The sequence below is a fragment of the Amycolatopsis acididurans genome (assembly GCF_012328925.1).
Taxonomy (GTDB): Bacteria; Actinomycetota; Actinomycetes; order Mycobacteriales; family Pseudonocardiaceae; genus Amycolatopsis_E; species Amycolatopsis_E acididurans.
On sequence record NZ_JAAXLS010000001.1, the window covers coordinates 1 to 12,834 of the forward strand.

Here is a 12,834-nt window from a genome sequence, read left to right on the forward strand (position 1 = left end):
CGCGGTGCGGGCTGGGTTCGGGTGCAGTCGTGGTGCGGGAATGCCCGGTGCGGACGGAGGGCGAGCCGAACCGTGCCACCGCGGTACGCGCCGCGGGCGAAGTCAGCGCGAGGCCAGCACCGCGGGGGCGGTCGAGAAGGGCAGCAGGTCGGCCGGGTCGGCGGGGCGGCGCACGATGAGCTCGACCCGGTCGCTGAACCGGTACGGCCGGTGCTCGAGCACCCCGCCGAGATGACGTCGCAGCCGCGACATCTCGGCGCGCACCGTGACCGTGCGGCCCGCGTCGCCGAACAGGCCGCCGGCCAGTTCCGGCGCGCGGTATCCGGCGCGGTTCGAGGCGAGCAGGAACAGGATCTCGGCGTGCCGGGGGCTGAGCTTGTGCTCCCACTGCCCGCTCGCTCCGCTGACGTTCAGCGTCCACTGGGTGCGTTCGCGCAGGTCCAGCACCACTCGCGTGACCGGTGCGCCGTCGTCGGGGACCGGGCGCAGCAGCCAGCCGCCGGGCAGCGGCTCGGCGGTGCACGGTCCCACCGACGGCAGCCAGGTCTGCCCATCGGCGATGCGCTCGGGCACCAGCACCCGGTTGACCGGCGGCAACCCGGCGACGGCCGCGACCCAGCCGTGCGGATCGGTGACCAGCACCGGGCCGTCGATCCGGGCCAGCATCGGGCTGGCCACGGTGCGCAGCCGCTCCAGCTCCGCGTGATGCGCCGTGCGCAACTGGGCCTCGGCGAGCCTGGCGACCGCGTCGACCAGTGCGAGTGTGCTCGGATGGACGCTCGGCGCCGGGCCGCTCACGTCGATCGCGCCCAGCAGCGTGCCGTCCTTCGGGTCGTGCACCGGCGCCGCCGCACACGTCCACGCGTGGTGGGTGCGCACGTAGTGCTCGGCGGAATACACCTGCACCGGCTGCCGCACCACCAGCGCGGTGCCGATCGCGTTCGTGCCGACGGTGTCCTCGTCCCAGGACGCGCCCTCGACGAAACCGAGCCCGTCGGCGCGGCGCCGCACCGAGGCACTGCCGTCGCGCCACAGCACCCGGCCCTCGGCGTCGACCACGACCATGATGTGCGAGGCCTCGTCGGCGACGGAGACGAGGCCACCGCGCAGGACGGACAGCACGTCGGCGAGACCGGACGCGCGACGCCGCTGCTCGACCTCTTCGGCGGGCAGCGGTACGGCATCGCCGCCTCGATCGGGATCGACGCCGTGCCGCGCCACCCGGCCCCACGACTGCTCGATGACGGTGCGCGGGCGGGCGGGCGGCTGATCCCCGGACAACGCGGCCTCGTGCACGCGCGCGAGGATCCGCGCGTAACTGCGCGGATCCTCACCTACTCCCAGCGCGGGCTCCAGCGGTTCGAGGCGCACCAAGCTCCCTTGCCGTCACATCCTTGTGGGCCAGGACACATTCACGGTAACGCTCAGATCAGCGCCGCGTCGAGGGTGATCTCGGTGCCGGTGAGCGCGGCGGAGACCGGGCAGATCTGTTTCGCCTGCTCGGCGGCGGCGTTGAAGTCGGTCAGCTCGATTCCGGGCACGCTCGCGCGCACTGTGAGCAGGATCCCGGTGATCGCGAAACCCTCGCCGCGCTGACCGAAACTCACCTTCGCGTTCGTCTCGATCCGCTCCGGCGGGGTGCCCGCCTGGGTCAGTATCGCGGACAGCTGCATGCTGTAGCACGAGGAGTGCGCGGCCGCGATCAGCTCCTCCGGGCTGGTCAACCCGTCCGGTGCCTCGGCGCGCGCGGGCCAGGACACCGCGAACTGGGCCGCCTTCGACGATTCGAGGGTGACCGTGCCGGAACCGCTGGGCAGCGCGCCGGTCCAGGTCGTGGTGGCGATGCGATCGGTCATCTCGGGCTCCCTTCACTCATGTCGGATCACCGGCCGGGAAGCTTGATGCCGTACTGCGCGATCTTGCGGTACACGGTCGCGCGGCTCATCCCCAGCATCTGGGCGACCTGCGCGACCGTCACGCCCGGTTCGGTCAGGCAGCGCACGATCTCGTCGCGTTCGACGGCCTCGATCCTGGTCAGCCGGTGTCCTGGCCCAGTGAACACCTCGGGCGGCAGGTGCCGCATGTCGATCACGTCGGACCGTGCCGCCGCCTCGCGCACCACCCGGCGCAACTGCTTGGCGTTGCCCGGCCATTCGTACGCGGTCAGAGCGCGTGCGGCCTGCGCCGTGAACCGCACGTCGCGGCCGCGGCATTCGGCCGCGAAATGCTTCGCGAGCGGCAGGATGTCGTCGGGCCGGAACCGCAGCGCGGGCACCTCGACCACGGTCTCGACCAGCGTGCTCAGCTCTTCGGGGATCGAGGCGTAGTTCTCCGCCGTGATCACGAACGGCTGCATCCGCTCCGCGGTGGTGCGCACCGAGGTGAACTTGGCGGCCAGCTCGGCCGCCGCCCACGCGGGCAGTTCGTCCACCCCGGACACCACGACGCAGGTGTTCTCCTTGGCCAGCTCCGGGGTCCACAACGCGAGCCACGCGGCCGCGTCCTGAGGCGACGGCGGGCGGGCGTTGAGGATCCGCTCGCGGGTGCGGGCGGCCGAGCGCCGCGCCAGCGACACGAGCGCGGTCTTGCCCGCGCCCGCCTCGCCGACGACGCAGGTCACGCGGCCCTGTGCCAGCGCGGTGCCGGCCTCGCTCAGCGCGTCCCGCCAGCCACGTGACAGGGACAGGGCATTGCCGGGCAGCCGATCGGAGTAGACGCGGAACACCTCGCCACGCGGCTGGCGCGACGGGTTGCGGCCGTTCGCACGCGCCAGCATCAGCGCCGCGGTGTTGCCCGCCGCGGCCTGCGCGAGCGCCAGCAGCAGGTCCTGGGACGACCGCGACCAGGTGGTGAGGTTGACGCTGCCGATGAGCCGGTTGCTCGCCGGTTCCAGCACGGGCACGGCCGCGCAGGTGTAGCCCCACAGCCCGGAGCAGTAGTGTTCCTCGGCGCTGACCAGCGACGGAGCGCGGTCGGCGAGCGCGAGCCCGAGGCCGTTGGTACCGGCGTTGCGTTCGGAGTAGTAGAAACCCGGCGCGAGATGAACACGGTCGAGGGAGCGCAGGATGCTCGAATCGGCGCACAGCCGGCTGAGCACGAGGCCGTCACTGTCGGTGAGCATCAGGCTGACCGGCTCGTTCGCGAGGGTGGCGTGCAGACCCTGCAGCACTTCCTGGCCGCATTCATAGAACAGGGAGTCATGGTCGACCGCCCCGGTGAACACCGGTTCGACCTCGTCGGGCGAGACCCCGTACTGCGCGCTGCGCTGCCAGGACGCGGCCAGCCGCGGCGGCAGCACCGCCCGGTTTCCGCCGGTTGGCTGCTGTTCCTCCACTTCGACCTCCACTTCGGCGCCACGTTGCGTCGACCCAGACGAGGCTACCGCGCGCCTATAGCAGGTCCGGATCACCGCGTTGTCTCAAATTGAGACGCCGTGAGGCCGTGCGGGAGGGGTCTCGTTCCCTAGCTTCGTGCCAGAACGTGCCACGGTCGTCACGATCCGGAGGAGAACCTGTGTACACCAAAGACGGCGAGAACTACTTCATCGTCGATGCCCACGTCGCCCTGTGGGACGCGCGCCCGGAAAACCAGCGCAACATCCACGGCAAGCAGTTCATCGACTGCTTCTACGACTACCACCGCAACCTCAGCCCCGAGAGCGAGGTGTGGCCCTACGAGGACTACCTCTACCAGGGCGGCGAGCGGCTGATGAAGGACCTGTTCACCGACGGTTACGTCGATCACGCCATCTTCCAGCCCGCCTACCTCGGTGCCTTCTACAACAACGGGTTCGGGCAGACCGAGGAGGCCTTCGCGCTCGCGAGCAAGCACCCGGACAAGCTGACCTACAACCACAACTTCGATCCGCGCAACGGCGAGGAGGGCCTGCGGCAACTGCGCCGCGACGCCGAGCGCTTCGGTCTCAAGGGCGTCAAGCTCTACACGGCCGAATGGCAGGGCGACTCGCGCGGCTACAAGCTCGACGACCCGTGGGCATACCGGTACTTCGAGGCCTGCCAGGAACTGGGCATCCGCAACATCCACATCCACAAAGGACCGACGATCCGGCCGCTGGACCGGGACGCCTTCGACGTCGCCGACGTCGACAAGGTGGCCACCGACTTCACCGACCTGAACTTCGTGATCGAGCACTGCGGCCTGCCCCGGCTGGAGGACTTCTGCTGGATCGCCACGCAGGAGCCGAACGTGCACGCCGGTCTCGCGGTCGCGATCCCGTTCATCCACACCCGGCCGCGCTACTTCGCCCAGATCATCGGCGAACTGCTGTACTGGCTCGACGAGGACCGGATCCAGTTCTCCAGCGACTACGCGCTGTGGACGCCGCGCTGGCTGATCGAGCGGTTCGTGGACTTCCAGATCCCCGGCGACATGACCGAGTACGCGCCGCTGACCACCGCCCAGAAGAAGAAGATCCTCGGACTGAACGCGGCGAAGATGTACGACATCGAGGTGCCCGAGGCGCTGCGGCTGCCGGAGGTCGAGACGCGGGCTGTGTCGGTGGCGTGATGACGGATCTGCAGACAAGGGCGCGCGAAGCGCTCGGTACCGTCATCGATCCCGAACTGGACGAGCCGATCACCGACCTCGGTTTCGTGCGTTCGCTGGAGGTCGACGGGTCCACGGTGACCGTCCACCTGCGACTGCCGACGTCGTTCTGCTCGCCGAACTTCGCCTACCTCATGGCCTCCGATGCCAAGGACGCGCTCGCGCCGCTGGCCGAGCAGGTCACGGTGATGCTGGACGACCACCACGACTCCGAGCTCATCAACCGGGGCCTGGCCGCCGACGCCGGATATGTCGGGACGTTCGGGCACGAGGCCGAGACCAGCCTGGACGAACTGCGGCTCACCTTCCGGCGCAAGGCGCACACCGCGGCGATGGAACGGGTGCTGACCCAGATGTTGCGCCGGAACAAGGACCTGCCCGAGGAGGACCTGCACGACGTGACGCTGGGCGATCTGCCCGACGAGAAGTCCAGCCGCGCGCTGCTGCGGCGGCGCGAGGCACTGGGCCTGAGCACCGAACCGTCCGCGCCGGTGCTGGTCGACGACCACGGAAATCCCTATCCCCGCGAGGAGGTGCCGTTCCGGCTGCGGTTCGCCCGGTCGATCCGCATCTCGATGGACGGCAACGCCCACTGGTGCCGTGGCCTGCTGCGGACCCGCTACCCGGGTTCGGAGGCCGACCAGGCGCCGCGCAGCAACGATGTCAAGGAGAAAGCTTCATGAAGGCAGTCCAGGTCGTCGGCTATCACGAGAACCTCCGGCTCACCGAGGTGCCGCAACCCGAGGTGACCGGTCCGTTCGACGTGATCGTCAAGATCGGCGGGGCGGGGGTGTGCCGCACCGACATCCACATCCTCGAAGGACAGTGGGCGGAGAAGTCCGGCGTCACCCTGCCTTACACGATCGGGCACGAGAACGCGGGCTGGGTGCACGCCGTCGGCAGCGCCGTGACGAACGTGTCCGAAGGCGACAAGGTCATCGTGCACCCGCTCATCACGTGCGGGCTGTGCCGCGCCTGCCGGTTCGGCGACGACGTGCACTGCGAGAACAACCAGTTCCCCGGAATCGACACCGCGGGCGGGTACGCGGAGTACCTCAAGACCTCCGCCCGCAGCGTCGTGAAGATCGACGACGCGCTCGAACCGTCGGACGTCGCGGCGCTGGCCGACGCGGGGCTGACGGCCTACCACGCGGCGGCCAAGGCGGCGCGGCGGCTGCGGCCCGGCGACAAGGCCGTCGTGATCGGCGCGGGCGGCCTCGGGCACATCGGGATCCAGGTGCTCAAGGCGATCTCGGCCGCGGAGCTGATCGTGGTGGACCGCAACCCGGACGCGGTGAAGCTGGCCGTGTCCATCGGTGCGGACCACGGCGTGGTCGCCGATGGACGGCACGTGGAGGAGGTGCTGGAGCTGACCGGCGGGCACGGCGCCGAGGTCGTGGTCGACTTCGTCGGCGAGGGCGGCGCCACGTCCGAGGGCGTGCGGATGCTGCGGCGCGCGGGTGACTACCACGTCGTCGGTTACGGCGAGAACATCGACGTGCCGACCATCGACATCATCTCCACCGAGATCAACTTCGTCGGAAACCTCGTGGGCTCGTACAACGACCTGTGCGAGTTGATGGTGCTGGCCGCGCAGGGCAAGGTTCGCCTGCACACCAGCAAGTATCCGCTGGAGCGGTTCCAGGACGCGATCGACGACCTGGACGCCGGCCGGATCCGCGGCAGGGCGATCCTCACGCCGTAGCGACACGCCGTGGGGGATTCCCTCGTGGTGCCCTGCGCCGTGAGGGATCCCCCACGGACTCCGCTGGTGGCGTGATCATCGACGACTGAACCACGGGATCAGCATGGACGTCTCGCGCTGGTAGCCGGCGTACTCCGGATAGCGGCCGAGGCTGATGCTCTCGGTGAACCGGGTCGAGCCGATGAACAGCAGCGTGAGCAGCACCGGCCCGATGACCGTCCACTGGAGAACGGAACCCGCGGCCGCCACGCCGAAGAAGAACATCGCCCACCACTGGGCCTGTTCGAAGAAGAAGTTGGGGTGCCGCGAGTAGCGGAAGAGACCGGCGGTGAGGAAGCGGCGCTCCGGCTCGCGGCCCTCCGCGATCCGCGCCCGCTTCCACTGCTGGAAGTTCCACTGCTGCTGGTCGGCGACCGTCTCGCCGACCAGGAACGCCACAAACGCGACGGTGACCACCGCGTCCCAGATTCCGTAGGAGGACCGGTGGTTCAGTGCGGTCCAGGCGGGCAGCGTGATCAGCAGGAGCAGCAGGTTCTGGTAGAAGCTGATGAACAAAAAATTGAACACCTGGAACTGCCACGGCGCCATGCGGCCGCGCAGGACCGCCCACCGGTAGTCCTCGCCGCCGGGCGCGTACCCGCCCTTACGCGCGAAGTTGAACGTCAGCCTTGCGCCCCACAGCACGCCGAGCACGAGCATGACGTCCAGGCGCGCGTCGGCGAACCCGGCCGCGCCCGCGAAGATCGCGAGGTAGGCGATGGGCACGAGCGACCAGATCCGGTCCACCCAGCTGTACTCGCGCGTGGCCACCGAGGCCAGCCACGTCGCCGCCGTCACCCCGGCGAAGATCCACAGACACAGCACCAGCGCGCTCATGGATCGCACTCTAGAACCCAGGCGGTAGGTTCGGCCTCATGAACCCCACCCTGCGGTCGCTGCACGGAATCGCCGAGTTGCTGCTCGCCGGGCCGCAGTACCGGGCCAGCGGCACCGTCCGGCTCAAGGTCACCGGCGGCGGCTTCGGCACGACTCGGCAGCCGGAGTTGCGGCTCGACGGTGACCGGCTCGTCGCGGGGGAGCGGGTGGTCGCGCTGAACGGCCGGACCTACGCCGACGCGGCCTCCGCGGTGGGCATCGAGGCGGGCGCGCCCGACGGGCTGTACGCCGACGGCTCGGCCGCCGAGCCCGGCGAGACCATCGTGCTCGAACCGGAGATCACGGCCAGGGCGCTCAACGCCTTCGCACTGGGACAGCGGGCGCTGCCCGCCTTCGCACCGGGATGTGAACCCGTGCTGTGGCCCGAGCATTTCGACCTCGGCATCGTCCTCGGCGAAGTCAATTACGGCATCTCGCCCGGTGACTCCTACTCGCCCGAGCCCTACGCCTACGTCGGCCCGCACCGGCCCCGCGAGGGTGCTTTCTGGAACGCCCCGTTCGGTGCCGCGCGGCCGTTCGCCAGCGCCGAGGAGATCGTCGCGTTTTTCCGCGAAGCCCCGCTGTGAGCTATATTCGTCCGGTGCCGCCGCACGAATACAGCTACCCGGATCCCGGCGACCGGGTCACCCGATCCTTCATCGAGCGGCACGAACCATTCCCCGGATACTGGGCCGCCAGCGAAGGCCGCGCGCTCGAACTGCTCGGCGAACGGCTGACCGCGCCGCGCGCACGAACTCGTGCTCTCGACGCGGGCTGCGGCGACGGCCGCCTGCTGCCCTGGCTCGCCCGCTACGCCGCGCACGTCACCGCGGCCGACCCCGATCCGGACAGGCTGGCCCATGCCCGGGCGACCTCGCTTCCGGCGGACACCGAGATCGCGTTCCGGACGGCGTCGATGGCCGAGGTCCAGGGCGGACCGTACGACCTCGTGCTGTGCAGCCACATCGTGCAGCACATGCCGACCGGCGCGATCGAACCGGCGCTGCGCCACCTGCACGAGATCACCGCACCGGACGCGCTGCTCGTCATGTCCTACAGCCGCGCACCGGTCGGCGGCGGCGGCTACGTGCTGGAATGGCGCGAAAACGGCGAAATCCGGTACGAATCCGTCGACCGGCACCGCTTCGACGAGGCGCTCACGACCGGCGCGCGCACGGGTGTGCTGCCGGTGCGGCTGCTCGACCCCGAGGAGTTCGGCAAGGAGGTCGCGGCCACCGGCTGGAGCCCGGTCTGGGAGTGGACCTACCACGTGCTCGACGACTTCGGCGTGCTCGACTCCTACGCCGACCGCGACGACCTCGTCAACGGGCACCCGGCCCTGCGGCACCACCTCGGCCGCGACATCTTCACGCTGTGGCGCCGTGACGGGAGACGTGCGTGAGCGTTCCGCGCAAGGACGGCAAGCTGCTGCTGACTTTCGCGTGGGCGCTGACCCTGACCCGCACCGAATTCGACAATCTGACCGTGGCGGGCGACGAGACCGGACTGCTCGTCCCGCCGCCCGGTGAGTTCACCAGTGCCGAAAAGTTCTTCGGGCTCACCGGCATCCGGCGCACCGCCATCGTCGAAGACCTGTTCGAGATCGTGGCCGGCGGGCGCGTCCTGCCGACCCGGGTGGTGCTCGGCTGGCACGAACGGTACGAGGCGCTCACCGTGCTCGTCTCCGTCCGGATCGCCGAAACCGTCGTCACCGCCGACGAAATCGACCTGACCATCGCGGTGCTCCAGAGCTTTCAGGGACGTCCGGGCGGCAACGGTGACGGCGAGGTGCACGGCCGGTTCCGCGGCGAGCGGTACGCCTCCGCGCGTGACGCGCTGAGCGCCGCGATGACGGCCGTCAACCACGGGCCCCAGATCGAGCTGGTGCGATACGGCTGGTGCGCCGAACTGCGCGCCCACCACGGCGGTCCGGCCGCCGCGACGGCACGCGGCCTCGCGAAACCGTTGTACGGACTGGCCGAGGCCGACGAGGGCTGGCGGTTCGTGAACGAGGAGTGGGCCGCCACGAGGCTCGGGCAGCACTGGGGTTCGCGGGACTTCTTCGCCATCTACGCCACCGACAACGGCGCCCTGTGCATCAACAACAAGGGCGGCGACTATGTCGAGCACCAGCGTGCCTACACACAACGTCATCGCGGGCGCGTGGAGCCGTTCTTCGAACTGGACTCCGCGACCGCCGGACTGGACCACGGCGTGCTGTTCTTCGTCGAACGCGTCCTCATGCAACTCGCGCGAGCCGACCAGTGGCTGCGGCAGGCACGGCAGGTGATGCCCGGCAAACCGCGCCGCGTGCTGATCACCAGCGGGCAGTCGCTGCGCCGGTCGCTCAACGACGTGGTGCGGCTGCTGGATCTGCTGGTACCGCCCGAAATCGGGGCGCTGGAACGCAAACTCGAATCGTCGATGGGGCTGGAGCGGCTGATCAACCGGCTGGACCGGCAGGCCGAGGCGATCGACGAGGAGAGCAGGCACGTCTACCAGGTGCGGATGAACTTCCTCATCGCGATCCTGACGTTCGTGACCATCCTGCTCGCCGTGCTGCAGGTCGTGGTGCCGCTCGTTACCGGGAAATGAGCATGCTCTGTCTCAAAGTGAGACAGGCTACCGATTCCCGGCCAGCGCCGTGCTGTTCAGCGTCGTTCCCGGAAAGTGCCGATGCCCTCACACGGGACGCGGTGGGTGGGAAAGCGGGCGGGCCCGGCACGACGCCGGCGTCCACTGTGGCCGGTCTGGTGCGGGGCAGGCTCATCTTGTGGGTGGCCATACAGCTGGACTCCGGCTCGTCCGCGGTGCTGGTGCTGTATGTCGCGGTCGGTGCTTTCGGCATATGTGTCCAGGCGTCGTGGGCGCCGCTGTCGTTCACCGCCGAACGAACCGCCTAGCGGGCAACGGTCGTAGCCTTCTCCGGCACCGCGGGGGTGCGCATCGCACGCCCGCGGCGGCCGGGGATGAACGCGGTGACCGCCGCCGCGGCCACGCACGCCGCGCAGCCGATCACGAACGCGGTACGGAAACCCGCGAGGCTGGGCACCGAAACCGCCCCGAACGACGTCGTCATGTGCGCGAGCACCGTGCCGACCACGGCGCTGGAGGACGACGTGCCGATCGAGCGCATCAGCGCGTTCAGCCCGTTGGCCGCGGCGGTTTCGGTGTCGGGCACCGCGTCGATGATCAGCGCGGGCAGTGACGCGTACGCCAGGCCCACACCGGCGCCGGCGATCGCGGAGAACACCGCGAGCTGCCACGGCGCCTCCAGCAGCATCAGCCCGGCCGCGTAGCCGGCGCCGAGCACCAGCACACCGGACAGCAGCGACGTCTTCGGTCCGCGCCGCGCGATGATCCGGGCGCCGACCGGCGACACGAGCATCATCAACAGCCCGCTCGGCGCGACGCACAGCCCGGCCATCAGCATCGACTGGCCCAGCCCGTACCCCGTCGTGCTGCTGAGTTGCAACAACTGCGGCGGCACGAGCTGTGTGGCGTACAACGCGAACCCGACCAGGATCGAGGCGACGTTGGTGAGCAGCACCTGCGGCCGCGCCGTCGTACGCAGATCCACCAGCGGCTCGGCGATGCGCAGCTCGAACCAGCCCCACACCAGCAGCACGCCGGCGGCGGCGCCGAAGAACCCCAGTGTGCGGCCGCCGCCCCAGCCCCAGTCGCCGCCCTTGGAAATCCCGAGCAGCAGGCAGACCAGCCCCGCCGACAGCCCGATGGTGCCGGGAATGTCGAAGCGGCCCGGGGCCCGCACCGGCGACTCGGGCACCACGAGCAGCACCAGCAGCAGGCTCAGCCCGCCGAGCGCGGCCGCGCCGAAGAACAGCATGTGCCAGTCGAAGTGCTCCGCGACCAGCGCCGCGGCGGGCAGCGCGAGCGCGCCGCCGACGCCGAGCGAGGAACTCATCAGGCCCACCGCGGCGCCGAGGCGCTCCGGCGGCAGTTCGTCGCGCATGATGCTGATCCCCAGCGGGATGGCGCCGATCGCGAACCCCTGCAGACCGCGGCCGGCCATCATCGGCAGCAGCGCGGAGGAGAGCCCGCACACGACCGAGCCCACGATCATCAGGGACAGCGACAGCAGCAGCATCCGCCGCTTGCCGCACATGTCGCCGAGCCTGCCCAGCACCGGGGTGCCGACGGCGGCCGTGAGCAGGGTGATCGTGATGGCCCACGTGGCGTCCGAGCGGTTGGTGCGCAGCAGGGACGGCAGATCGGCCAGCAGCGGAACCATGAGCGTCTGCATCACCGCGACGACCACGCCCGCGAACGCGAGCACCGTGGTCAGCAGGCCGGTGCCGTGAGCTTTGGTACGGAACGCGCGCACCAAAACTCCTTCCGCCACCTAACTACTTGTCTGACAAAGGTAACGGCGGGAAGGACGTAATTCCAGGAACGTGACGAAAACCCTTGCCGGGAACAGGGCGGGCTAAAGCGCTCCGCTGAGCTTCCCGGCCAGCTCCCGTGCCTGCTCGTGAGCCGCGGCGAGGCTGTCGCGCGCCTTGCCTGCGAGCGGCGCCAGCGGCGGGAGACGTTCGGCCAGTGTCAGGTCGGCGACGAGGGCCGTGACGTCCATGCCCATCGAGACGCCGAGGATCTGCACGATAGGCGGCAGCGTGTGGTCCTTGCCCTCGTCCGGCGTGCCCGGCCCGTACTCCAGGCCGCGGCTGGAGAGCACGACCACCGGTTTCCCGGCCAGCGGCTGGTCCTGCGTGTCGAACGGGACCGTCGTGCCGAGCACGTGCACGTAGTCCAGCCAGGCCTTCAGGGTCGAGGGGATCGACCAGTTGTACATCGGTGCGCCGATCACGACCGCGTCGACGGCCAGCAGTTCCGCGACGAGCTGCTCCTGCAGCCGCTCCGCCGCCGCGCCCGGCTTCTCGTCCCCGGTGCGCAGCCGTGGCGCGTAGTGCAGTGCCGCGTCGGGCAGGTGCGGCAGCGGGGAGGCGTGCAGGTCGCGCTCGACGACCTCACCACGCCAGGCCTCGGTGAACACCCCGGTCAACTCCCGCGAGACGGACTTGCGGCCAGCGGCGGACGAGTCGAGACGCAGCAACGTCGGCACGGAACGGCTCCTTTTCGTGGACGAACCCCGGCCCGTGATCATAGGCCGGGGTTGCGTCTCAACGCGGGGTCACCACGGGTTGTTGTCCTCGTCCTCGCTGTCTTCGGCCCGGTTGTCGGCGCCGCGGGTGTCCTCGGCGGGCGGTGGCTCTTCGTCCACGGTCTCGGTGTCGTCCTCGTCCAGCGCCGGGAACCGGCTGCGCAGGTTGTCCACCATGAGCGAGCGCGTTTCGGGGTCCTGGTCGCCGATCTCCTCCGCCATCACGTCGGAGACCTCATCGGCGATCCCGGACTGCGCACGCCGCATCGTGGCCAGGATCTGCGCGGACAGCTCCTCCAGCGGCATCGAGCGGGCCCGGCCGGAGAGGGCCAGATCAGTGACCGAACCGTCGGCTCGCACTGTAACGCGTACCGAGCCGTCGGTGTTGGTGGAGCTGAGCCGGATCGACTCGGTGCGTTCCTGCGCCGCGCGGTAACGCTCGGCCTTCTCGGCGAGACCGTCCGCCCAGGCCTGCACGCTCGCCGCGGCCTGGTCCGGATCCCGCATCAGACCGCCGAGCCCGGGG

Annotated in this window: 14 protein-coding genes; 7 read left to right on the forward strand and 7 right to left on the reverse strand. The window is 70.0% G+C overall.

The genetic code is table 11. The annotated features are described in order from the left end of the window. Positions 1–102: 102 nt before the first annotated feature. The 3 genes from HFP15_RS00005 to HFP15_RS00015 are packed head-to-tail and all read right to left on the reverse strand — an operon-like array spanning position 103 to position 3,346. On the reverse strand, positions 103–1,371 hold the full coding sequence (locus HFP15_RS00005; protein ID WP_312871320.1) for a helix-turn-helix domain-containing protein: 1,269 nt from the start codon (positions 1,369–1,371) through the stop codon (positions 103–105). 53 nt (positions 1,372–1,424) lie between these two features. After that, a complete protein-coding gene (locus tag HFP15_RS00010) occupies positions 1,425–1,856 on the reverse strand; it encodes an OsmC family peroxiredoxin (protein ID WP_168510016.1) in 432 nt (143 codons plus the stop codon). Positions 1,857–1,882: 26 nt separating this feature from the next. Further along, positions 1,883–3,346, reverse strand: a complete 1,464-nt coding sequence (locus tag HFP15_RS00015; RefSeq protein ID WP_312871322.1) for an AAA-type ATPase lid domain-containing protein — start codon at positions 3,344–3,346, stop codon at positions 1,883–1,885. Positions 3,347–3,513: 167 nt separating this feature from the next. Between HFP15_RS00015 and HFP15_RS00020 the strand changes: the two genes are divergently transcribed. The 3 genes from HFP15_RS00020 to HFP15_RS00030 are packed head-to-tail and all read left to right on the forward strand — an operon-like array spanning position 3,514 to position 6,271. Beyond that, positions 3,514–4,527: an amidohydrolase family protein gene (locus tag HFP15_RS00020; RefSeq protein ID WP_168510018.1), complete on the forward strand. Its 1,014-nt coding sequence runs from the start codon at positions 3,514–3,516 to the stop codon at positions 4,525–4,527. Then, positions 4,527–5,249: an iron-sulfur cluster assembly protein gene (locus HFP15_RS00025; RefSeq protein WP_168510020.1), complete on the forward strand. Its 723-nt coding sequence runs from the start codon at positions 4,527–4,529 to the stop codon at positions 5,247–5,249. Before HFP15_RS00020 ends, HFP15_RS00025 begins: the two co-directional genes overlap by 1 nt. Continuing rightward, positions 5,246–6,271: an NAD(P)-dependent alcohol dehydrogenase gene (locus tag HFP15_RS00030; RefSeq protein ID WP_168510022.1), complete on the forward strand. Its 1,026-nt coding sequence runs from the start codon at positions 5,246–5,248 to the stop codon at positions 6,269–6,271. Before HFP15_RS00025 ends, HFP15_RS00030 begins: the two co-directional genes overlap by 4 nt. A gap of 75 nt (positions 6,272–6,346) precedes the next feature. Here HFP15_RS00030 and HFP15_RS00035 read toward each other — a convergent pair whose 3' ends face one another. Beyond that, positions 6,347–7,147 (reverse strand): DUF1295 domain-containing protein, encoded by an 801-nt coding sequence (locus tag HFP15_RS00035; protein ID WP_168510024.1) that lies wholly within the window; start codon positions 7,145–7,147, stop codon positions 6,347–6,349. A gap of 38 nt (positions 7,148–7,185) precedes the next feature. Here HFP15_RS00035 and HFP15_RS00040 point away from each other — a divergent pair, with 38 nt between their 5' ends. The 4 genes from HFP15_RS00040 to HFP15_RS00055 all read left to right on the forward strand — a co-directional run bounded on the left by HFP15_RS00040 (position 7,186) and on the right by HFP15_RS00055 (position 10,089). Continuing rightward, positions 7,186–7,773, forward strand: a complete 588-nt coding sequence (locus HFP15_RS00040) for a hypothetical protein (protein ID WP_168510026.1) — start codon at positions 7,186–7,188, stop codon at positions 7,771–7,773. Positions 7,774–7,787: 14 nt separating this feature from the next. Beyond that, positions 7,788–8,588 (forward strand): class I SAM-dependent methyltransferase, encoded by an 801-nt coding sequence (locus HFP15_RS00045; RefSeq protein WP_168510028.1) that lies wholly within the window; start codon positions 7,788–7,790, stop codon positions 8,586–8,588. Further along, the gene (locus HFP15_RS00050; protein ID WP_168510029.1) at positions 8,585–9,781 is read left to right on the forward strand and encodes a hypothetical protein; all 1,197 of its coding nucleotides are present in this window, start codon (positions 8,585–8,587) and stop codon (positions 9,779–9,781) included. Before HFP15_RS00045 ends, HFP15_RS00050 begins: the two co-directional genes overlap by 4 nt. A 101-nt stretch (positions 9,782–9,882) precedes the next feature. Beyond that, positions 9,883–10,089, forward strand: a complete 207-nt coding sequence (locus tag HFP15_RS00055) for a hypothetical protein (RefSeq protein WP_168510031.1) — start codon at positions 9,883–9,885, stop codon at positions 10,087–10,089. Here HFP15_RS00055 and HFP15_RS00060 read toward each other — a convergent pair. The 3 genes from HFP15_RS00060 to HFP15_RS00070 form a co-directional block, all read right to left on the reverse strand. After that, the gene (locus tag HFP15_RS00060) at positions 10,086–11,531 is read right to left on the reverse strand and encodes an MFS transporter (protein WP_168510033.1); all 1,446 of its coding nucleotides are present in this window, start codon (positions 11,529–11,531) and stop codon (positions 10,086–10,088) included. The two genes, HFP15_RS00055 and HFP15_RS00060, sit on opposite strands and share 4 nt — an antisense overlap. Before the next feature lie 102 nt (positions 11,532–11,633). Beyond that, entirely contained in the window at positions 11,634–12,269 is a 636-nt protein-coding gene (locus HFP15_RS00065) for an FMN-dependent NADH-azoreductase (RefSeq protein ID WP_210716574.1), read from the reverse strand. 69 nt (positions 12,270–12,338) lie between these two features. Next, on the reverse strand, positions 12,339–12,815 hold the full coding sequence (locus HFP15_RS00070; protein ID WP_168511188.1) for a YbaB/EbfC family nucleoid-associated protein: 477 nt from the start codon (positions 12,813–12,815) through the stop codon (positions 12,339–12,341). Positions 12,816–12,834 lie beyond the last annotated feature (19 nt).